This window comes from Streptomyces sp. NPDC041068 (assembly GCF_040647455.1).
GTDB lineage: Bacteria > Actinomycetota > Actinomycetes > Streptomycetales > Streptomycetaceae > Streptomyces.
Genome location: NZ_JBEZCG010000002.1, coordinates 563,355 through 582,510, shown reverse-complemented (window position 1 = coordinate 582,510; position 19,156 = coordinate 563,355). Strand labels below are relative to the sequence as shown.

15 protein-coding genes and 3 pseudogenes are annotated in these 19,156 nt (G+C 71.2%); 4 read left to right on the top strand and 14 right to left on the bottom strand.

Annotated features, from left to right (window positions below):
* Positions 1-12: 12 nt before the first annotated feature.
* Positions 13-876, bottom strand: coding sequence for an oxygenase MpaB family protein (locus AB0B50_RS06440; protein ID WP_362326472.1), 864 nt, complete (start codon positions 874-876; stop codon positions 13-15).
* A pseudogene (locus tag AB0B50_RS06435) lies at positions 873-1,411 on the bottom strand (oxygenase MpaB family protein). Before AB0B50_RS06435 ends, AB0B50_RS06440 begins: the two are co-directional and overlap by 4 nt.
* Positions 1,412-1,655: 244 nt before the next feature.
* On the opposite strand from AB0B50_RS06435, the pseudogene AB0B50_RS06430 reads away from it, so the two are divergent.
* Together AB0B50_RS06430 and AB0B50_RS06425 are read left to right on the top strand one after the other, a co-directional pair.
* Positions 1,656-2,168 (top strand): annotated as a pseudogene (locus tag AB0B50_RS06430) (oxygenase MpaB family protein); the annotation flags it as partial.
* Positions 2,169-2,171: 3 nt separating this feature from the next.
* The gene (locus tag AB0B50_RS06425; protein WP_362326470.1) at positions 2,172-3,632 is read left to right on the top strand and encodes an aldehyde dehydrogenase family protein; all 1,461 of its coding nucleotides are present in this window, start codon (positions 2,172-2,174) and stop codon (positions 3,630-3,632) included.
* A gap of 69 nt (positions 3,633-3,701) precedes the next feature.
* On the opposite strand, the gene AB0B50_RS06420 is transcribed toward AB0B50_RS06425, so the two are convergent.
* Entirely contained in the window at positions 3,702-4,262 is a 561-nt protein-coding gene (locus AB0B50_RS06420; protein ID WP_362326880.1) for a TetR/AcrR family transcriptional regulator, read from the bottom strand.
* Positions 4,263-4,510: 248 nt separating this feature from the next.
* Here AB0B50_RS06420 and AB0B50_RS06415 point away from each other — a divergent pair.
* A pseudogene (locus AB0B50_RS06415) lies at positions 4,511-4,638 on the top strand (acyl-CoA dehydrogenase family protein); the annotation flags it as partial.
* Positions 4,639-4,687: 49 nt separating this feature from the next.
* Here the strand turns inward: AB0B50_RS06415 and AB0B50_RS06410 are convergent.
* From AB0B50_RS06410 to AB0B50_RS06390, 5 genes are all read right to left on the bottom strand, one after another.
* Positions 4,688-5,482, bottom strand: a complete 795-nt coding sequence (locus tag AB0B50_RS06410) for an alpha/beta hydrolase (RefSeq protein ID WP_362326467.1) — start codon at positions 5,480-5,482, stop codon at positions 4,688-4,690.
* 70 nt (positions 5,483-5,552) lie between these two features.
* The gene (locus tag AB0B50_RS06405; RefSeq protein WP_362326464.1) at positions 5,553-6,146 is read right to left on the bottom strand and encodes a hypothetical protein; all 594 of its coding nucleotides are present in this window, start codon (positions 6,144-6,146) and stop codon (positions 5,553-5,555) included.
* A gap of 109 nt (positions 6,147-6,255) precedes the next feature.
* Positions 6,256-6,735, bottom strand: coding sequence for a macro domain-containing protein (locus AB0B50_RS06400; RefSeq protein WP_362326461.1), 480 nt, complete (start codon positions 6,733-6,735; stop codon positions 6,256-6,258).
* Between the two features lie 69 nt (positions 6,736-6,804).
* Positions 6,805-8,283: an amino acid permease gene (locus AB0B50_RS06395; RefSeq protein ID WP_362326458.1), complete on the bottom strand. Its 1,479-nt coding sequence runs from the start codon at positions 8,281-8,283 to the stop codon at positions 6,805-6,807.
* 159 nt (positions 8,284-8,442) lie between these two features.
* The gene (locus tag AB0B50_RS06390) at positions 8,443-10,248 is read right to left on the bottom strand and encodes an AMP-dependent synthetase/ligase (RefSeq protein WP_362326455.1); all 1,806 of its coding nucleotides are present in this window, start codon (positions 10,246-10,248) and stop codon (positions 8,443-8,445) included.
* Between the two features lie 156 nt (positions 10,249-10,404).
* Between AB0B50_RS06390 and AB0B50_RS06385 the strand changes: the two genes are divergently transcribed.
* On the top strand, positions 10,405-11,133 hold the full coding sequence (locus AB0B50_RS06385; RefSeq protein WP_362326452.1) for a MerR family transcriptional regulator: 729 nt from the start codon (positions 10,405-10,407) through the stop codon (positions 11,131-11,133).
* A gap of 19 nt (positions 11,134-11,152) precedes the next feature.
* On the opposite strand, the gene AB0B50_RS06380 is transcribed toward AB0B50_RS06385, so the two are convergent.
* The 6 genes from AB0B50_RS06380 to AB0B50_RS06355 all read right to left on the bottom strand — a co-directional run bounded on the left by AB0B50_RS06380 (position 11,153) and on the right by AB0B50_RS06355 (position 19,107).
* The gene (locus AB0B50_RS06380) at positions 11,153-11,881 is read right to left on the bottom strand and encodes a hypothetical protein (protein ID WP_362326449.1); all 729 of its coding nucleotides are present in this window, start codon (positions 11,879-11,881) and stop codon (positions 11,153-11,155) included.
* Positions 11,882-11,989: 108 nt separating this feature from the next.
* A complete protein-coding gene (locus AB0B50_RS06375; protein ID WP_362326446.1) occupies positions 11,990-14,173 on the bottom strand; it encodes a 3-hydroxyacyl-CoA dehydrogenase NAD-binding domain-containing protein in 2,184 nt (727 codons plus the stop codon).
* 257 nt (positions 14,174-14,430) lie between these two features.
* Positions 14,431-15,651, bottom strand: coding sequence for an acetyl-CoA C-acetyltransferase (locus AB0B50_RS06370; protein WP_362326443.1), 1,221 nt, complete (start codon positions 15,649-15,651; stop codon positions 14,431-14,433).
* Between the two features lie 49 nt (positions 15,652-15,700).
* Entirely contained in the window at positions 15,701-16,843 is a 1,143-nt protein-coding gene (locus AB0B50_RS06365; protein WP_362326440.1) for an acyl-CoA dehydrogenase family protein, read from the bottom strand.
* 45 nt (positions 16,844-16,888) lie between these two features.
* Positions 16,889-17,914, bottom strand: a complete 1,026-nt coding sequence (locus AB0B50_RS06360; protein ID WP_362326437.1) for an LLM class F420-dependent oxidoreductase — start codon at positions 17,912-17,914, stop codon at positions 16,889-16,891.
* Positions 17,914-19,107 (bottom strand): CaiB/BaiF CoA-transferase family protein, encoded by a 1,194-nt coding sequence (locus AB0B50_RS06355; RefSeq protein WP_362326433.1) that lies wholly within the window; start codon positions 19,105-19,107, stop codon positions 17,914-17,916. Before AB0B50_RS06355 ends, AB0B50_RS06360 begins: the two co-directional genes overlap by 1 nt.
* Positions 19,108-19,156 lie beyond the last annotated feature (49 nt).

Sequence of the window (19,156 nt, the reverse complement as noted above, 5' to 3'; positions counted from 1 at the left end):
CGCCGTACGGGCCTACCGCCCTGCGGCGCGGTGCCGTGTCCTGGCCCGGTGAGCGATCGGCAGATAGCGCAGCCGCTCCGGCAGCAGCGGCACCACCGTGCGGACCGCCCTGCCGAAGCGGCGCAGTCTGCGCTCCTGCGCGGCCGTCCAGGGAAGGCCGATCGCCTCGCGGGCCTCGGGCGGCATCAGACCGATCGTGACGAAGCGGCGGAAGCGGGCCAGCGGGGGCAGCAGCAGCGGCCACAGGGCGCGGAACAACAGGCGCAGGGCGCGCGGGCCGCGGTCCGGGGGCGGCACCGGGCGGTCGGTGGCGGTCAGTTCCTCGGCGACGGCGGTGAGCTCGATCTCGTCGGCGAGGACCTTGCGGTAGTACGGCCAGAACTCCTCCGGCGTCTGCGGCATGTCGCGGTCGTGGATGCCGAGGATCCGCCCGACCTGGAGCCACTCCGCGTACAACTGCCGTTCCTGCGCCTCGGTGAAGGGGCGGCCCAGGTACTTCTGGGCGTGCCGGTAGACGGGGAAGCCGGTGGCGTGGACCCAGCCGTAGTGGGCGGGCATCAGCGCGTGGTAGCGGCGGCCGCGGGTGTCCGTGCCCTGGATGGTGCGGTGCAGGGCGCGCAGCCTGCGGCCCTCCGCGGCGGCCGCCTCGCCGCCGTACACCCACAGCAGGACGGAGCGGACGGAGCGCTCGCCGCGGCCCCACGGGTCGGTGCGGAACACCGAGTGGTCGTCGACGCCCGCGCCGACCGCGGGGTGCGCCACCTGGAGGGTGAGCGCGGGCGGCAGCATCAGGAGCATGCGGATGTCGCCCGCGATGCTCCAGAGGATGCCGCCGGGCGGGGGCGGGGCGGGGTCGCGTTCGTCCTCGTGGTTCATGCGACGTGCTCCTCGGTGGTGCGCGGGGACGGGACCGGACCCGGGGCGCCGAGAGGGCGCCTGACCTGCGGGTCCGTCCCCGGTTTGTGCGTGTTCCAGTATGCGACCGCGAGGGTGCCCGCGATCCGCGGGGGCGTTGACACCAGCGCCATCAGGACGCGGACCAGGCGCGTGAAGCGGCGCAGGGCGCGCTCCTGGCGCGGGGGCCGGGTGAGGCCGAGCCGCTCCCGCAGGAGCGGCGGCAGCGTGCCGACGTTGACCAGCAGCGCGTAGTGGGCGGTGACCGCGGCGAACGGCGGCCCACGTCCCGCATCTCCCGGCAGTACGCCTCGGTCTCGGCGTCCGTCATGCCCTTGCCGAAGATCCGCAGCCCGTCGTGGGCACCGCGCACGAGCGTGGCGTGCACCCAGTGGTACGCCTCCGGATTCAGCGCGTGATAGCGGCACCCCTGGGCGTCGACCCCCTTGAGGGGGCGGTGCATCGCGCGGATCCGGTCCGCCTCGGCCACGGCCGCGTCCTGCCCGCCGTAGATCACGGTGCTGAGCGAGGAGACGGTGCGCCACAGCCGCTGCCAGGGCCCGCCCACCCGAACGCCCCCTTCCGAGTCCCATCCGCCCGGCCGGGCGGCCTACCCGGTCGGGCCGTACCACCCGACGGTCGGTGCCGCGCGGCTCGCCGCCACCGACGCGGTCATCCACGGCTCGACGTATCTGCCGATGACTATCACTTCGAGGTCAAGGGCCCGGACGGCTCGACGCACGTCCTGGACGTGCGGTCGAGGCCGGCGGCGCCTGTGCGCCAACGAACGGGAGACACTTGCGCTGGTGGGCCGCACGATGGCGCGGATGACGGAGATCGACGGCGCCCCCTCGACGTACGAGGGATTCGAGAGGCTCCTCGACGACTACGAAGCAAAGATGTTCGCCTACGCCCCGGACAACCGCCGCTTGGCGTCGGCGACGTTCCGTGTGACGGCCGCCCGGTATCCGCGGCTCGTGCGCCCCTTGGTGTCCCGCTCGGTGTCCCGCGTCACCCTCGCGCTGCTGGACGAACCGCTGCTTCGCGCACTGGGGTTCCGGCCGCAGCCCCGATGGGTGCAGGCTGCTGCCGTGCGTGCAGTCAGGGGCCGTTCGGCGTTCGTGCGGCTGCTGCCCGCGCGGCCCCGCCGGTGGCCCGCACTGCCCAAGCCCCGGTCGTATCCCTTCGGCTACACCCTCGACGACCTGGGTCCGCACTGGGCGCACAGCCGTCCGGTGCGGCCGCTGCCCGACGAAGTACCCCTGGAGCGCTGACTGATGGCCACTTTCTCTGTACGTTCCCCCGCCACCGGAGACGTCCTCGGCGAGCACCCGGTGGGCGGCCCCGAGGAGGTCGCGGACGCCGTCGTGCGCGGGCGGGGTGCGGCCGCCGACTGGGCGGCGCTCGACTGGGCGGGCCGGCGGACCCGGCTGCTCGCGTGGAAGCGGTCCCTGGCCCGGCGTATGGACGAGCTCGCGGACGTCGTGTCGGCCGAGACGGGCAAGCCCGCGCACGACGCGCGGGCCGAAGTCCTGCTCGCCCTGGTCCACTTGGACTGGGCCGCCCGCAACGCGCGGAGCGTGCTGCGGGTGCGACGGGTGCCGTCCGGGCTGCTCTCCGCCCATCAGCGGTCCTTCCTCGGCTACCGCCCGCTGGGCGTCGTGGGTGTCATCGGGCCGTGGAACTACCCCGTGTACACGCCCATGGGGTCGATCGGCTACGCGCTCGCCGCCGGGAACGCCGTCGTCCACAAGCCGTCCGAACTCACCGCGGGTACGGGGGTGTTCCTGGCGTCGAGCTTCGCCGACGCCGTGCCGGACTGCGCGGGGCTGCTGCGGACGGTGACGGGGCCCGGGTCGACGGGGCGTGCGCTCGCCGAGGGCGGCGTCGACAAGCTGGCGTTCACCGGGTCGCCCGGTACCGCGCGGCAGGTCGCCGAGGTGTGCGCGCGCTCGCTCACGCCGCTGCTCGCGGAGTGCGGCGGCAAGGACGCGGTCCTCGTGGGCGCGGACGCCGATCTGGAGGAGGCGGCCGAGGCGATCGCGTGGGGCGCGATGGCGAACGCGGGGCAGACCTGCGCGGGCGTGGAGCGCGTCTACGCGGTGGAGTCCGTGCACAAGCGGCTGTGCGAGCTCGTCGTCGAGCGGACGCGGTCCCTGGCCGCCGGGCAGCACTACGGGCCCATGACACTGCCGACCCAACTCGGTGTCGTGGAGCGCCATATGAAGGAGGCTCTGTCGAGCGGAGCGCGGGCGCCGCTCGGCGGTCCGGAGTCCGTCGCGGCGCCGTTCGTGCATCCCGTGGTCCTCGTCGACGTCCCCGAGGACTCCCCCGCGATGACGGAGGAGACGTTCGGGCCTGTCGTCGCGATCAACCGGGTCCGGGACCTGGACGAGGCCGTGGAGCGGGCCAACGCCTCTCCGTACGCGCTGGGCTCGGCGGTCTTCACCGGGTCGCGCGCCGCCGGTCTCGCGGTGGCGCAGCGACTGAACTCCGGTGCGGTGTCGGTCGGTTCGGTGCTCGGCTTCGCCGCGGTGCCGTCGCTGCCGTTCGGCGGCACGGGCGAGTCGGGGTTCGGGCGGATCCACGGCGCGGAGGGGCTGCGGGCGTTCGCGGTGCCACGCTCGGTGACGGTCAAGCGCTTCGCGCCGTACGCGGATCTGACGTCGTTCGCGACCGCGCCGGACAGGGCGGCGCGGGCGGTGGAGCTGGGGCGCAGGCTGCATGCGCGCTTCTGAGGGGCCCGCGACGGGGCCGACGGCCGAGCAGCGGAACCGAGTAAACGCCGCGCGAAGTCCCGTACATGGTCAATGGTCGTCCTCGTCGAGCGCGAAGCAGCTGACCGGGTCGAGCAGGAAGGAGACCGTGATCCGCACCATCAGCTCGGCGACCGGCGTCGGATCGCTCTCCTGCCTGCCCTCCGCGCGCCGGGCGCGGCGCAGCCGGTCGGTGAGGTATCCGCGCATGGCGAGGAAGGCGGGGCCGCTCCCCAGCGTCAGGAACGGCAGCATCGTCTTCGGTTCGAGGCGCATCAGGCCGCCGATGAGCGGGTGTTCGCGGATGTGGCGGAGCACCACGACGAAGCCCTCGACGATGCGGTCCTCCATGGCCGGCAGTTGCGCGACGACGGCCTCGTCGACCTCGCCCACGAAGCGGCGGTACTCGCGCAGCAGGCAGGCGGAGACGAGCGCTTCCTTGTTGCCGATGCGGCGGTAGACCATGACGCGGGAGACGCGGGCGCGCTTGGCAACGTCGTCGACCGTGGAGCGGCGCGGGCCGAACGTCATGAACTGCTCGCGTGCGGCGTCGAGTATCCGCTCGGTCAGGGCGTCGGCCGACGGCGCCGCGTCCAGCGCGCGCTCCGTCATCGAGTCCATGCGCCCTCCCCGATGTCCCCGCTCGCTCAACCACAGCCCTCGCAATGTGCCACGGCTGCACAGACACCAACTCAACGACTCTGTAACTACGCCCAGTCCAGGAGGGTTTCATGACGGAGCGCGGGAGGCACGCATGACGAACGGACTCACTCCGGAACAGCGGGACTTCGCCGTGGCGATCCGGGATTCCGCGCGGCGCGAGTGCGGTACGCGCGAGCAGCGGGACGCCCTCACCGCGGAACATGCTGGGCCTCTCGGAACGGATCCTGGACGACACGGTCACGTATGTGCGGGGGCGTGAGCAGTTCGGGCGGCCGGTGCGGGCTCCTTCCAGGCGCTGCGGCACCGGATCGCGGATCCGGCCACCGGGAGCGTCGCGGGGCAGGAGGGGGCGCCCCGCGGCGCTCCCGGATCAGTCAGCGCGCCGTGGCGTACGCGTCCAGGACCAGGTTCACGATCGCGTCCGGTTCGCGGACCGTCGGGAAGTGGTCGCTGTGTGCGAGCCGCACCACGCGGCAGCCCGGGATGCGCTCCGCGACCGTCTCGTTCACGCGGACCACACCCGGCTGGTCGTGCTCGGCCAGGGCCAGGACGCAGGGCACGTCGAGTTCGCCGAGCCGGTCGTAGACGGGCGGGTCCGGCACGTGATGCGGGATGACGGCGAGCCACGCGGGGACCACCGCCTTGAGGTGCGCCGTCACCTCGGGGTCGTCGCCGGCGCCCAGGACGGCTGAGGTGCGCCTCATCACCGCCACGATGCCGTCCACGTCACCCGCCTCGGCGAGTCGGCCGACCTCGGCCATGACCTCCGGCGGCAGCGGGTCCTCCGCGCCGGTGACGGCAGGGGTGATCAGGGCGAGGCTCGCCACCCGTGCCGGGTCGCGGAGCGCGAGGCTGAGGGCCGTACCGCCGCCCATGCTGTACCCGATGAACACCGCGCGGGCCACGCCGAAGTGGTCGAGGACCGCGATCAGGTCCTCGACCAGCGAGAACGGGGCGGTCGGGGCGGGCGACCTGCCGTACGCCCGCGCGTCGTAGCGGATCACGCGGTGCCGCTCCGTAAGGCGGGGCAGGATGCCGTCCCAGACGCGGGAGTCGGCGACTCCCGGGTGCAGCAGGATCATGGGGAGGCCCTGGCCGCTCGCGCCGCTCGGTTCGCCCGAGTCCTGCGCCCACACTTCGCCGTCCTTGACCGAGACCATGACATCCATGCCCCGAGTCTCGGGGGGCGACGGCCCGGCCGCCAGTGGTCGCGGTGGACGAGGGCGCGAATGCGTAGGCCTAGCGACCGGAACCCGGCGGCTCGCCCCCGGGCTCGGTGAGAGCCGCGCCGGTCACGGACGCGCTCCCCCCTCGCCTCCGCGCAGGGGTCGGCTCACCGTTCGGCGGCGCGGGGATCTGTCCGCTGTCCGGCGGCGCGGGAATCGGCTCGCCCACGATGCGGCTCGCCAGCGCGGAGGCCAACTCGGATACCCGGCCGCGCAGTTCGGCCTCGGCCGCGGCGCGCTCCGCCTCCACCCTGGCCTGGCCGGTGACCACGACCTCCGCGCGCTCCCGCAGGCCGTCCGCGCGGGCCGAGGCGATCAACGCGGCCCCCTCCTCGCGCGCCTCCTGACGGATGCGGGCGGCGTCGCGCCGGGCCTCGGAGAGCAGCGCCCCCGTCACCTCGCGCATGCGCTCCGCCTCGACCCTGAGCAGGTGGGCCGATCCTCCCGTGACCTCGTCGAAGATCGCCTCCCGCGCCAGGAGTACGCGATTGACACGGGGCAGGCAGCGGACGACGAAGAGATGGACGGCGCCGAACAGGACGAGCCCGAACGTCAGGTGTTCGACTTCCGGGTTCAGCGGGCCGAGGTCCGCGGGGATGAGCTGCATGCCAGAGCCTTACCCGCTCATCCGTGCACAACACCGCACATCTGCAAGGGAGTTGAGTGACACGGCGCACGTCGCCGCCTCCGCCGCCCACCCGGAAGGCTCACCCCGCTCAGCCCTCGAAGTCGTACACCGTCACCGCGATCTCCCGCGCCACCAGGCGCTCGGTTATCAGCGGCTCGATCCGGGACCACTTGCCGCCCGCGAGCCCGCAGCCGATGCGCGGCATGTGCACGGAGGCGCCGAGTTCGACGGCCTTGTCGGCGAGGGTCGTCAGGGCGGTGTCGATCGCCTCGTACCGCACAGGGACCCCCTTGCTGCCCGTGCGCATCCCCCGCTGCCCCACCATGTTGGCGACCCACAGGCCGCGCCCGACGTCGACGAACTGGACGGCGCCCAGGCCGAAGTCGTTCTTGGCGCGCTCCCTGTGCCAGGTGCGGTACGCCTTCTCCGGCTCGGGCCAGCGGCGCGACACCGCGAGCACGAAGCCCTTCCCCCAGCCCCCGAGGTCGTTGCAGACGTGGGCGATCAGCTTGACGCCCTTGCCGAACGGCGCGGTGGCGTCACCTCGGACATACGTGATCTCCGACATGACGCCACCGTAAGGGCTGCCACTGACAACGGCCGTCGAGCGGCCGCCCCTGCTGTTGCCGCTCCGCTGTTACTGGTCCTTCGACTCCTGCGGCACCGTGAGGCCCTGGGCCTCGCGCTCCACTCGGCGGCGGACGCCGAACCAGCCGATGACCAGGGCCGCGCCCACGATCGGGATCAGGAACAGGGTCTTGCGACCGACCTCGGCGTCCTTCCACATGAGGCAGAGGACGGCCAGCAGGAACGCGATCGTCACGTACTCCGTGACACCGCTGCCGGGGAGGCGGAACTTCGGCCGGGTGATCTCGCCCCGCTTCGCGCTGCGCACGAAGGCCAGGTGACAGACCATGATCGTGATCCACGTGCCGATGATGCCGAGCGAGGCCACGTTCAGGACGATCTCGAAGGCCTGGTCCGGCACGATGCGGTTCAGGCCGACGCCGAGGACACCGATCGAGGCGGTGAGCAGGATGCCGCCGTAGGGCACCTGGCTGCGGTTCATCTTCGCGGTGAACTTCGGGGCCGAGCCCGACATCGCCATGGAGCGCAGAATGCGGCCGGTGGAGTACAGGCCGGAGTTCAGCGAGGACATGGCCGCGGTGAGGACCACGAAGTTCATCACGTCACCGGCGGCCGGGACGCCGATCTTGGACAGGACCGTCACGAACGGGCTCTGGTCGGCCGAGTACAGCGAGCCGGGCAGCAGCAGCGCGAGCAGCACCACGGAGCCGACGTAGAAGAGGCCCACGCGCCACATGATGGAGTTCACCGCGCGCGGGACGACCTTCTGCGGGTCCTTCGTCTCGCCCGCCGCGACACCGACCAGCTCGAGGGAGGCGTACGCGAAGACGACACCCTGCATGACGATCACGACCGGCATCATGCCGTTCGGCAGGAAGCCGCCGTGGTCGGTGATCATGTTCAGACCCGGCGTCTCGCCGCCCACCTTGTGCTGGCTGGCCAGCAGGTAGATGCCGATGATCATGAAGGCCGTCAGCGCGGCGACCTTGATGATCGCGAACCAGAACTCCATCTCACCGAAGTACTTCACCGAGATGAGGTTCACGGAGAGGACCACCGCGAGGGCGATCAGCGCGAGCACCCACTGGGGTATGTCGGTGAAGAAGCTCCAGTAATGGGTGTACAGGGCGATCGCCGTGATGTCGGCGATGCACGTGGTCGACCAGTTGAGGAAGTACATCCAACCGGCGAAGAACGCGCCCTTCTCGCCGAGGAACTCACGCGCGTACGAAACGAACGAACCCGACGAGGGCCGGTACAGGACCATCTCGCCGAGCGCCCTGACGACGAAGAACGCGAAGATGCCGCACACGAGGTACGCGAGGGCGAGCGCGGGGCCCGCCGAGTTGAGGCGGCCGCCCGCCCCCAGGAAGAGGCCGGTGCCGATCGCGCCACCAATCGCGATCATGTTGACGTGGCGGGCCTTGAGGTCCTTGCTGTAACCGGCGTCGCCGGCGTCCGCGGGGGCCTGGGCTGCGTCGTTGCGGGACGCATCCACGGCGGCCGTGTCTACGGCTTCCTTGCTCACGTGGTCGATCTACTCTCTGGTGCCCGGAAAAGCTCCGGGGTCCGGATGTGCTTCGGCCCGCGACACCCCTGACGCGCGCGGACCGACGGGACACCTTCCCCCACACCCAACGCCCCACGCGGTGGCGCACGTCACATAGCGGGACTTCTCACATGGTGATCAGGGGGTGTACAGGTCCTCGATGACCTGCTCATACCTCTCGCGGATCACCCGGCGGCGCAGTTTCAGGGACGGGGTCAGCTCACCGGTCTCCGGGCTCCACTCCTCGGCGAGTACGCGGTAGCGCTTGATCTGCTCGGTGCGGTTCAGGCGCGCGTTGGCGGCCTCGACGGCGCGGGCGACCTCTTCCCGCACGGCCTCGCTCGCGACCGGGTCCCCCTCGATCCCGCGCGCCGCGGCCCACGCGGGCGCCATCTCCGGGTCGAGGACGAGGAGCGCCACCAGATAGGAGCGGCCGTCCCCGTGCACGAGGGCCTGGCCGATCAGCGGATGCTCCTTGAGCGTGTTCTCGACGAGGGCGGGCGAGACGTTCTTGCCCGTCGACGTCACGATCATTTCCTTCTTGCGGTCGGTGAGCCAGAGGAACCCGTCCTCGTCGATCCGCCCGATGTCGCCGGTGGCGAACCAGCCGTCCACGTCGCAGGCGCTGTCGACCCCGCCGTCGGGCCGCAGATAGCCGTCGAAGACCGTCGCGCCCCGCACGAGGATCTCGCCGTCGTCGGCGGCTCGGATCTCCAGGCCTTCGAGGGGGCGGCCCACCGAGCCGAGGCGGAACGCGTCGGGTCCGTTCGTCGTGACGACTCCGGTGGTCTCGGTGAGGCCCCACGCATCCATGATCACCAGGCCGAAGCCCGCCCAGAAGCGCGCGACGTCCAGCGGCATCGGCGCCGATGCGGTCGCGGTCCACACCAGGCGGTCGAACCCGGCGAGCGCGAGCAGCGGGTCGAGCACCTTCTCCTTGGCCTCCTGGTACGCGGCCAGGAGCTCGGCGGAGGGCTCCTCGCCGCGCTCCCGGCAGGCCACACGCGCGCGTGCCGTCTCGTTCGCGGCCTCGACGGCGCGGCGCCGCTCCTCGGGCAGTCCGGTGAGCGCGGCCTTGACCGACGCGGCGAGCTTCTCCCACACACGCGGGACACCGAAGAACTGGAAGGGATGCAGCTCGCGCGCGGTGGCGGCCACCTGCACCGGGTCGGCGCACAGATAGACGTGCGCGGCGCGCAGCACCGGCAGGTAGATGCCGAGCATGCGCTCCGCGATGTGCGCAAAGGGCAGGTAGCAGATGTGGCCGACGTGCGCGGGGAACTCGACGACGCCGTCCAGGGCGATGCCGTTGAGGACGACGTTGCGGTGCGTGAGGCGCACGCCCTTGGGGTCGCCCGTGGTGCCCGAGGTGTAGACGACGGTGAGCGCGTCGGTCGAGCGGTTCTCGCGCCAGGCCTTCTCGAAGGCGTCGGGGTTGAACAGCCGGCCGCCGGAGGCGTGCAGGGAGCCGTACGTGCGGTGCGGCCCGGCCTCGGCCGCCTCCACGACGACGAGGCGCTCCAGCGGGGCCGTGTCGTCGTCCAGGAGGGGCTCCCAGCGCGGCAGTTCACGGGCGCCCTCGACGATCGCGAAGCGGGCCCCGCTGTGCCGGACGATGTGCGCGACCTGTTCGGGCGCGGAGGTGCTGTACACGGTGACGGGGACGGCACCGAGGTGCATCAGGGCGAGGTCGCTCAGCCAGTGCTCGGGGCGGTTGCCCATCATCATCAGGACGTGCTCGCCGCGCCGCACGCCGAGCGCGCTGTAGCCGGCGGCGAGGACGGCGACCTTGCGGCGCGCCTCGCGCCAGGTGAGCGTCGACCACTCGTCGCCCGTGCGCCAGGAGAGCGCGGGAAGGTCTCCGTGGTCCTCGGCGTTGCGGAGCATCAGGGCGGGGAGCGTGATGTCGGCGGGGTCCCCGGGGAGTCGCAGGATCGTGGTCATGACCGCCTCCTGGCGCCATCGGCTGTGCGTGAGCGGACGCGTGACTGGGTGCCTGGCTGGACGTGCGACGGAGCACGTGACTGGCCCGGAGGGTTTCACAACACTGGTGTGCCAGCAATACTGTTGCACCGCATTGATGCACAGGAGGGCGCTGCCATGACGACGGACACCGAGGAACCGACACTCACCGTCGACGAACTGGCCGCGCGCGCGGGTGTCACCGTCCGCACCATCCGCTTCTACAGCACCAAGGGTCTGCTGCCACCGCCGGTCATCGGCCCGCGCCGCGTCGGCCACTACGGCCAGGAGCATCTGTCCCGGCTCGCCCTCATCGAGGAGCTGCAGCACCAGGGCATGACGCTCGCCGCGATCGAGCGGTATCTGGAGCAGCTTCCCGCGGACCTGAGTGCGCACGACCTCGCCATCCACCGTGCCGTGGTGGCCTCTTGGGCACCCGACTCTGCGGAGGACGTCCCACTCGCCGAGCTGGAGCGCAGGGCGGGCCGGGCGCTGGCCGAGCAGGACCTGGACCGCCTCGCGGCGATGGGCGTCATCGCGCGGACGCAGGCTCCGGGGACGTACCGCGTGGACCTGGGGCTGCTGCGGCTCGGGGTGCAGCTCCTGGACGTACCCATCGAGCACGAGACGATCCTGGCGGCGCGCACGGTGTTGATGGAGCACACCCGCGAGGCCGCGCACGAGCTGTCGCGGCTGTTCCGCGACGAGGTGTGGGGGCCCTACCGCGAGCGGGAGTCGGACCCGGAGCACGTGGCCACGATGCGGTCGCTCTCGGCCCATATGCAGCCGATGGTGGTGCAGGCGCTGGTGACCGCGTTCCAGCGCTCCCTCAAGGAGGAGCTGCGGGAGTGGCTCAAGGAGAGCTGAGCCACTCCCGACACGCCTGCTACACCCTGACGTTGGCCGCGGTGGCGCTCGGCACCCTGTCCTGCGCGGCCTGCAGCATCCGCGTGGCGTAGACCTCGGAGAGGACCTGAAGGTCCTTGCGCGCGTACGCCTGACCGGAGTTGTCCCTGAGGTCCAGCGTGGCGATGTACCTGCCCTGGCGGATCACGATCGACTGCGAGGTCTTCTTCGCGGGCTTCGTGTATCCGTACGAGATGCTCGCGTCGCCCTGCGGCGACCCGTCGAAGACCTCGAGCTCGTGACGGTTGTTCTCCACGTAGCTCTTCCAGTCCGTGAAGGCGCGCTCGGCGGACCTCTCGTTCCGGTACACGATGAGTTCGTAACCGGCGCTCTCGGCCTTGTCGTTGCTGCGGTAGCCGACCTGGCCGTGGGCGACGGCGCCCTTGCACCTGCCGCCCGGGTCCTTGCACACGGAGGGCGCCTTGGCGCGGCTGTGCGGCTTGACGGAGACGGTGCGCAGGGCGGCGGGCATGGTGTCGCGGGGCGGCAGGATCGCCTCGGCGTCCTGGGCGCCGCTCAGCGAACCACCGCCGGTCCTGGCGCCGCCCGGTCCGCCCGTCGCGCCGCCGACGGTGCGGCTGTGCGAGGACGACGAGCCCCGCTTGTGCTTCTTCTTGTCCTTCTTGCCCCCGCAGCCCGTCAGGGCCAGCGAGAGGACCAGCACGCCGACGCCGACTGCCCGCGTCGTTCCCCCAGTCGTGAACCGCACAGCGGTCACCTTCCACTTGTCGTGATCATGCTCTACGGCAGGATACGACGCGGGACGAGGCCCTCCGGTTCCGCCCCTGACCAGGCAGAACCGGAGGCGCCCACAGGGTCAGGCGTCGCTGAACTTCTCGCCGTTCTCCGCCTTCTCGACCAGCAGCGCGGGCGGCGTGAACCGCTCTCCGTAGCGCTCGGTGAGCTCACGCGCGCGTGCCACGAATCCGGGCAGGCCGCCTTCGTAGCCGTTGATGTACTGCAGCACGCCACCCGTCCAGCCCGGGAAGCCGATGCCGAAGATGGAGCCGATGTTGGCGTCGGCGACCGACGTCAGGACGCCCTCCTCGATCAGACGCACGGTGTCGAGCGCCTCGGAGAAGAGCATGCGCTCCTGCATGTCCTCGAACGGGATCTCGTGCCCCGGCTTGGTGAAGTGCTCGCGCAGGCCCGGCCAGAGCTTCGCGCGCTTGCCGTCCACGTAGTCGTAGAAGCCCGCTCCACCGCTCCTGCCGGGGCGCTCGAACTCGTCGACCATGCGGTCGATGACGACGTCCGAGGGGTGGCCCGCCCAGGTGCCGCCCGCCTCCTCGACGGCCTTCTTCGTCTCGTTGCGGATCTTGCGGGGCAGGGTGAGCGTCAGCTCGTCCATCAGCGAGAGGACCTTGGCGGGGTAGCCCGCCTGTGCCGCGGCCTGCTCGACGGAGGCGGGCTCGATGCCCTCGCCGACCATCGCGACGCCTTCGTTGATGAAGTGCCCGATGACGCGCGAGGTGAAGAAGCCGCGGGAGTCGTTGACGACGATCGGCGTCTTGTTGATCTGGCGTACGAGGTCGAAGGCGCGCGCCAGCGCCTCGTCACCGGTCCGCTCGCCCTTGATGATCTCGACGAGCGGCATCTTGTCGACGGGCGAGAAGAAGTGCAGGCCGATGAAGTCGACGGGGCGGGAGACGCCCTCGGCGAGCGTGGTGATGGGCAGCGTGGAGGTGTTGGAGCACAGCAGCGCGTCCGGCTCGACGACGTCCTGGATCTCCTGGAACACCTTGTGCTTGAGCGAGGTGTCCTCGAAGACCGCCTCGATCACCGCGTCGCATCCCGCGAGCGCCTGCGGGTCGGCGGTGGGCGTGATGCGGGCCAGCAGCGCGTCCGCCTTCTCCTGGCTCGTACGGCCCCGCTGGACCGCCTTGGCGCAGAGCTTCTCGGAGTAGCCCTTGCCCTTGGCGGCGGCCTCGGCCGAGACGTCCTTGAGGACGACCTCGATGCCCGCGCGGGCGCACGAGTACGCGATGCCCGCGCCCATCATCCCGGCGCCGAGCACGGCGACCTTGCGGACCGTGCGGGACTCGACGTCCTTGGGGCGATTGGCGCCGGAGTTGACGGCCTGCAGGTCGAAGAAGAACGCCTGGATCATGTTCTTGGCGACCTGGCCGGTGACCAGCTCGGTGAAGTACCGGGCCTCGATGGTCAGCGCGGTCTCGAAGTCGACCTGCGAGCCCTCGACGGCCGCCGCGAGGATGTTGCGCGGGGCGGGGTAAGGGGCGCCCGCCGTCTGCTTCTTGAGGTTGGCGGGGAAGGCCGGGAGGTTCGCCGCGAACTTCGGGTTGGCCGGGGTGCCGCCCGGGATGCGGTAGCCGGGCTTGTCCCAGGGCTGCTGCGACTCGGGGTTGGCGTCGATGAAGGCACGGGCCTTCTCGATCATCTCCTCGGGCGTGGCGGCCAGTTCATGGACGAGGCCGTTTTCCAGGGCGCGCTTGGGGTTGTACTGGGTGCCCTGGAGGAGCACCTTCAGGAGCGCGTCCGTGATGCCCATGAGGCGTACGGTGCGAGTGACGCCGCCGCCCGCAGGGAGCAGGCCGAGGGTGACCTCGGGCAGGCCGATCTTGGAGCCGGACACGTCGAGGGCGACACGGTGGTGCGAGGCCAGGGCGATCTCGTAACCGCCGCCGAGGGCCGCGCCGTTGATGGCGGCGACGACGGGCTTGCCCAGGGTCTCGATGCGGCGCAGCGAGTTCTTGATGGCGGTGCCCGTCTCGAACGCCTGCTGCGCGTTCTCGGGGCCGACCTTGATCATGTCCTTCAGGTCGCCGCCCGCGAAGAAGGTCTTCTTCGCGGAGGTGTAGATGAAGCCGCGGATCGCGTCCTTGTCGGCCTGGACGGCGGCCTCGGCGCGGTCGGCGATCGCCGCGATGGAGTCCTTGAACGCCTGGTTCATGGTGTTCGCGGACTGATTGGGGTCGTCGAGGACGAGGGTGACGACGCCGGTGTCGTCCTGTTCCCAGCGGATGGTTGAGCTCTGCGTCATGGTGCGATCTCCGTGAAGTCTGTGGTGAGGGGGGTGCGGCTACTGGGGTGGGCGGTGCCGTTTCGTGGCCGACTGACGGTGGGTGGGGGCTGGTCGCGCAGTTCCCCGCGCCCCTGAGATGCGCACTGCGTGCGCCATCTCAGGGGCGCGTCTCGGGGAAGGCCATGGCGAAGCCGCAGGCCTTCAGGGGCGCGGGGAACTGCGCGACCAGCCACGACGGACCCGCAGTCGGCGACGGACAACGGCCCCACCGGCGCTTAGCCGGAGACCCGTTCCACGATCGTCGCGATGCCCATGCCGCCGCCCACGCACAACGTGGCCAACCCGTACCGGAGGTCACGCCGCTCCAGCTCGTCCACGAGTGTGCCGAGGATCATCGCCCCGGTGGCGCCCAAGGGATGGCCCAACGCGATCGCGCCGCCGTTGACGTTCACCTTGTCCAGGGAGAGCCCCATGTCCTTCACGAAGCGCAGCACGACCGCGGCGAACGCCTCGTTGATCTCGACGAGGTCGATGTCGTCGATGGTCAGGCCGGCCTTGGCGAGCGCCTTGCGGGTGGCGGGCGCGGGCCCGGTGAGCATGATCAGCGGCTCGGAGCCGGAGACGGCCACGGAGACGATTCGCGCGCGCGGGGTGAGGTCGTAGCGCTCGCCGACCTCCTTGGTTCCGATGGCGACCAGCGAGGCGCCGTCGACGATGCCGGAGGAGTTGCCCGCGTGGTGGACGTGGTCGATCTCCTCGATCCAGTGGTACTTCTGCAGCGCGACCGCGTCGAAGCCGCCCATGTCGCCGATGTCCTTGAAGGACGGCTTCAGCTTGGCGAGGGAGTCTGCGGTGGTGCCGGGGCGCATGTGCTCGTCGTGGTCGAGGACGACCAGGCCGTTGCGGTCCTTGACGGGCACGACGGACCGGTCGAAGCGGCCGTCCTTCCAGGCCGCGGCGGCGCGCTCCTGGGAGAGGGCCGCGTACTCGTCGACGTCGCGCCGCGAGAAGCCCTCGATGGTGGCGATCAGGTCGGCGCCGATGCCCTGCGGCGCGAAGTTGGTCTCGAAGTTGGTCATCGGGTCGGCGAACCAGGCACCGCCGTCCGAAGCCATCGGCACGCGCGACATCGACTCGACACCGCCCGCGAGGACCAGGTCCTCCCAGCCCGAACGGACCTTCATCGCGGCGAGGTTGACCGCCTCCAGGCCCGAGGCGCAGAAGCGGTTCTCCTGGACCCCCGCGACCGTGTCGGGCAGTCCCGCGGCGATGGCGGCGATCCGCGCGATGTCGGAGCCCTGGTCGCCGACCGGGCCCACCACACCGAGCACGATGTCGTCGATGGCCGCCGGGTCGAGGCCGGGGAAGCGGGCCTGGATCTCGTGGATCAGGCCGACGACGAGGTCGATCGGCTTGGTGCCGTGCAGGGCACCATTGGCCTTGCCGCGTCCGCGCGGGGTGCGGATCGCGTCGTATACGTACGCTTCGGTGGTCACGCGAGTGCCTTTCAGGGGTTCTTGAGGGTGAGGGGTCGGCCGCTGGGGGTCAGCCGAGGAGGGAACGCCCGATGATCTCCTTCATGATCTCGGTCGTGCCGCCGTAGATGGTCTGGATGCGTCCGTCGGTGAAGGCCTTGGCGACGCGGTACTCGGTCATGTAGCCGTAGCCCCCGTGCAGTTGCAGACAGCGGTCCGCGACCCGCTTCTGCAGTTCGGTGGCCCACCACTTCGCCATCGACGCGTGCACGGCGTCGAGTTCCCCGTTCGAGTGATCGACGATGCACCGGTCGAGGAACGTGCGGGTGACGGCGCACTCCGTGGCCATCTCCGCGATCTCGAAGCGGATGTGCTGGAGCTTGGCGAGCGGCCGCCCGAAGGCCTCGCGCTCCTTCACGTACGTCGTGGTGATGTCCAGGAGGTGCTCGGCGCCGGCGATCCCCGCGACGGCGATGCCCATGCGCTCCTGCGCGAGGTTCGTCATCAGGTGGACGAAGGCGCCGTCGAGCTCGCCGAGCAGGTTCTCCTTGGGAACGCGTACGTCGTTGAAGAACAGCTCGGCGGTGTCCTGGGACTTCTGGCCGATCTTGTCGAGGTTGCGGCCCCGCTCGAAGCCCTCCATGCCGCGCTCGACGACGAGCAGCGACAGGCCGTGCGCACCGCCCTCGGGGGACGTCTTGGCGACGACGATCACGAGGTCGGCGAGGATGCCGTTCGAGATGAACGTCTTGGAGCCGTTGAGCACCCAGTGGTCGCCGTGGTCCTCGGCGTTGGTGCGGATGCCCTGGAGGTCGGAGCCCGCGCCGGGCTCGGTCATCGCGATGGCCGTGATGATCTCGCCGCTGCAGAAGCCGGGCAGCCACCGCTGCTTCTGCTCATCGGTGGCGAGCGAGGTCAGATACGGGCCGATGATGTCGTTGTGCAGCCCGAGCGCGAGCCCGGCCGCGCCCGCGCGCGTGAACTCCTCGGCGAGCACGGCGGAGTAGCGGAAGTCGGCGTTCCCGCCGCCTCCGTACTCCTCGGGGACGGCGAGCCCGAGCAGGCCCTGCTTGCCGGCCGCGAGCCATGCCTCGCGCGAGACGATGCCGTCCTTCTCCCACTGCTCGTAGTGCGGAAGGACCTCCTTGGCGAGGAAAGTGCGGACGGTCTCGCGGAACGCGTCGTGCTCGGCGGAGAAGATCTGCCGTTTCATCTGTACGTGGCCTCCTGGAGCCCTTCCAGAACCAGCGGGCCCTGGTCAGAGCCAGCCCTTGACGGTTTCGATCAACCTGGCCGGCTCGGGGCCGACAGGGACGACGTTGAGCATGGTGACGCCGGCGGCCCGGAAGGCCTCGACGCGCTCGCGCACGTAGCCCTCGGGCCCGCACAGCGAGGTGAGTTCGCAGAGCTCGTCCGGGACGGCGGCCTCGGCCTCCTTCTTCTTCCCGGAGAGATAGAGCTCCTGGATGCGCGCGGCCTCCTTCTCGTAGCCGTACGCGACCGCGAGGTCGTTGTAGAAGTTCTTCCCCTTGGCGCCCATACCGCCTACGTAGAGGGCGATCTGCGGGCGCGCGAGGTCCCGTACGGCCGCCGCGTCGTCACCGATGGTGAGCAGCCCTCCGGCCACCGTCCGAAGCGGCCCGAGGGCCGGGTCGCGCTTCTGTGTGCCCTTGGCGAGCGCGGCACCCCACACCTGGTGGGCCTTCTCCGGGACGAAGAGGGTGGGCAGCCAGCCGTCGGCGACCTCGGCGGTCATCGTCACGTTGGCGGGGCCCAGGGAGGCGACGTACAGCGGGACTTGGGGGCGCACCGGCCTGGTGAGGATCTTCAGGGGCTTGCCGAGCCTGCCGCCCTTCTCCGGAGGCAGCGGCATGTCCGTGATGCCGTGATGGTCGATGACCTCGCGGCGCAGGATGCGGCGGGTCAGCTCGATGGTCTCGCGGGTGCGGCCGAGCGGTTTGTCGTACGCCTTGCCGTGCCAGCCCTCGACGACCTGCGGGCCCGATGCACCGAGGCCGATGATCGCGCGCCCTCCGGAGATCGCGTCCAGGCCCGCGGCGGTCTGGGCGATCAGGGCCGGGGTGCGGGAGTAGACGTTGAGGATCGCGGAGCCGATCTTCATGCGCTCCGTGCGCGCGGCCAGGTAGCCCATGATCGTGGGCGAGTCGAAGCCGTACGCCTCCGCGACCCACACGGCGTCCAGGCCCGCGGACTCCAGGGCGGCGACGCCGTCGGCGGCCTCGCGCGGGTCGCCCGCGTAGGCGAGCGTGGCGGAGATCTCCATCAGTGGTGTTCCTCCTCGTTCGGCGCCGATGCGCCGTTCGGCTCCGGTCCGTCGTTCGGCGCCGCATCGTCGTTCAGCGCCGGTACGTCCCAGTCGCGGGCCACGTCCGCGGTGTCGGCGCCGGGCTGCGCGGGCCCTGTGCGCACCCGCGTCGGGGTGGCGGAGAAGCGGGGCGCGGGGGCGGGTTGGGTGATGCCGCCGTGGTCGGTGAAGGTGCCGCGCGCGGCGAGGTGCGGATGGGCAGGAGCCTCGCGCAGCGAGAGGACGGGGGCCACGCACGCGTCGGAGCCCTCGAACACAGCCGTCCACTCGTCGCGCGTGCGCTCCTTGAAGCGGGCGGCGACGGCCTCGCGCAGCTCGCCCCAGCGGGCCAGGTCCTTGCGGGCGGGCGCCACGTCGGCAAGGCCGAGGAGCGCGATGAACTCGTCGTAGAACTGCTGCTCCAGGGAGCCGACGGCCATGTAACCGCCGTCCGCGGTCTCGTAGTTGCCGTAGAAGGGGCAACCGCCGTCCAGGAGGTTGGCGCCGCGGCGGTCCTGCCAGCCGCCGGCCGCGAGCATGCCGTGGATCATCGCGGAGAGATGGGCCGCGCCGTCGACGATCGCGGCGTCCACGACCTGCCCGGCGCCGTGCACGCGCGCGTGGTGCAGCGCCGCGAGGATGCCGACGACGAGGTAGAGCGAGCCGCCCGCGTAGTCGCCCACGAGGTTCGCGGGGATCGCGGGCGGCTCGTCGGGGTTGCCGATCATGCCGAGGGTGCCGGTGATGGCGATGTACGCGATGTCGTGCCCGGCACTCTGGGCCAGCGGCCCCTCCTGGCCCCAGCCGGTCATCCGGCCGTAGACGAGCCGGGGGTTGCGGGCGTGACAGGCCTCGGGGCCGACGCCGAGGCGCTCGGCCACACCGGGCCGGTAGCCCTCGATGAGGACGTCGGCGCGCTCGACGAGGTCGAGGACGCGGGCCGCGCCGTCGGCGGCCTTCAGGTCGACGACGACGGAGCGCTTGTTGCGGTTGGTGACGTCGTACGCGGGATCGATCGCGAGGCCGCCCCCGCCCGGCCGGTCGACGCGCACGACGTCGGCTCCGAGATCGGCCAGGAGCATGGCGGCGAACGGGCCGGGCCCGATGCCCGCGAGCTCCACCACCCGCACTCCGGCCAGCGGTCCGTGAACGCCCTTGCCCGGCACTGCCATTGAGCCCCCAGCGTTATGACACAACTGATGTAACACCAGTGATGCTAAG

Excerpts from the sequence above, each read along its gene's own strand:
- AB0B50_RS06440 (WP_362326472.1), bottom strand. The coding sequence starts at position 876 with ATGAACCACGAGGACGAACGCGACCCCGCCCCGCCCCCGCCCGGCGGC.
- AB0B50_RS06425 (WP_362326470.1), top strand. The coding sequence starts at position 2,172 with ATGGCCACTTTCTCTGTACGTTCCCCCGCCACCGGAGACGTCCTCGGC.
- AB0B50_RS06420 (WP_362326880.1), bottom strand. The coding sequence starts at position 4,262 with ATGACGGAGCGCGCGCTGGACGCGGCGCCGTCGGCCGACGCCCTGACC.
- AB0B50_RS06410 (WP_362326467.1), bottom strand. The coding sequence starts at position 5,482 with ATGGATGTCATGGTCTCGGTCAAGGACGGCGAAGTGTGGGCGCAGGAC.
- AB0B50_RS06405 (WP_362326464.1), bottom strand. The coding sequence starts at position 6,146 with ATGCAGCTCATCCCCGCGGACCTCGGCCCGCTGAACCCGGAAGTCGAA.
- AB0B50_RS06400 (WP_362326461.1), bottom strand. The coding sequence starts at position 6,735 with ATGTCGGAGATCACGTATGTCCGAGGTGACGCCACCGCGCCGTTCGGC.
- AB0B50_RS06390 (WP_362326455.1), bottom strand. The coding sequence starts at position 10,248 with ATGACCACGATCCTGCGACTCCCCGGGGACCCCGCCGACATCACGCTC.
- AB0B50_RS06385 (WP_362326452.1), top strand. The coding sequence starts at position 10,405 with ATGACGACGGACACCGAGGAACCGACACTCACCGTCGACGAACTGGCC.
- AB0B50_RS06375 (WP_362326446.1), bottom strand. The coding sequence starts at position 14,173 with ATGACGCAGAGCTCAACCATCCGCTGGGAACAGGACGACACCGGCGTC.
- AB0B50_RS06365 (WP_362326440.1), bottom strand. The coding sequence starts at position 16,843 with ATGAAACGGCAGATCTTCTCCGCCGAGCACGACGCGTTCCGCGAGACC.
- AB0B50_RS06360 (WP_362326437.1), bottom strand. The coding sequence starts at position 17,914 with ATGGAGATCTCCGCCACGCTCGCCTACGCGGGCGACCCGCGCGAGGCC.
- AB0B50_RS06355 (WP_362326433.1), bottom strand. The coding sequence starts at position 19,107 with ATGGCAGTGCCGGGCAAGGGCGTTCACGGACCGCTGGCCGGAGTGCGG.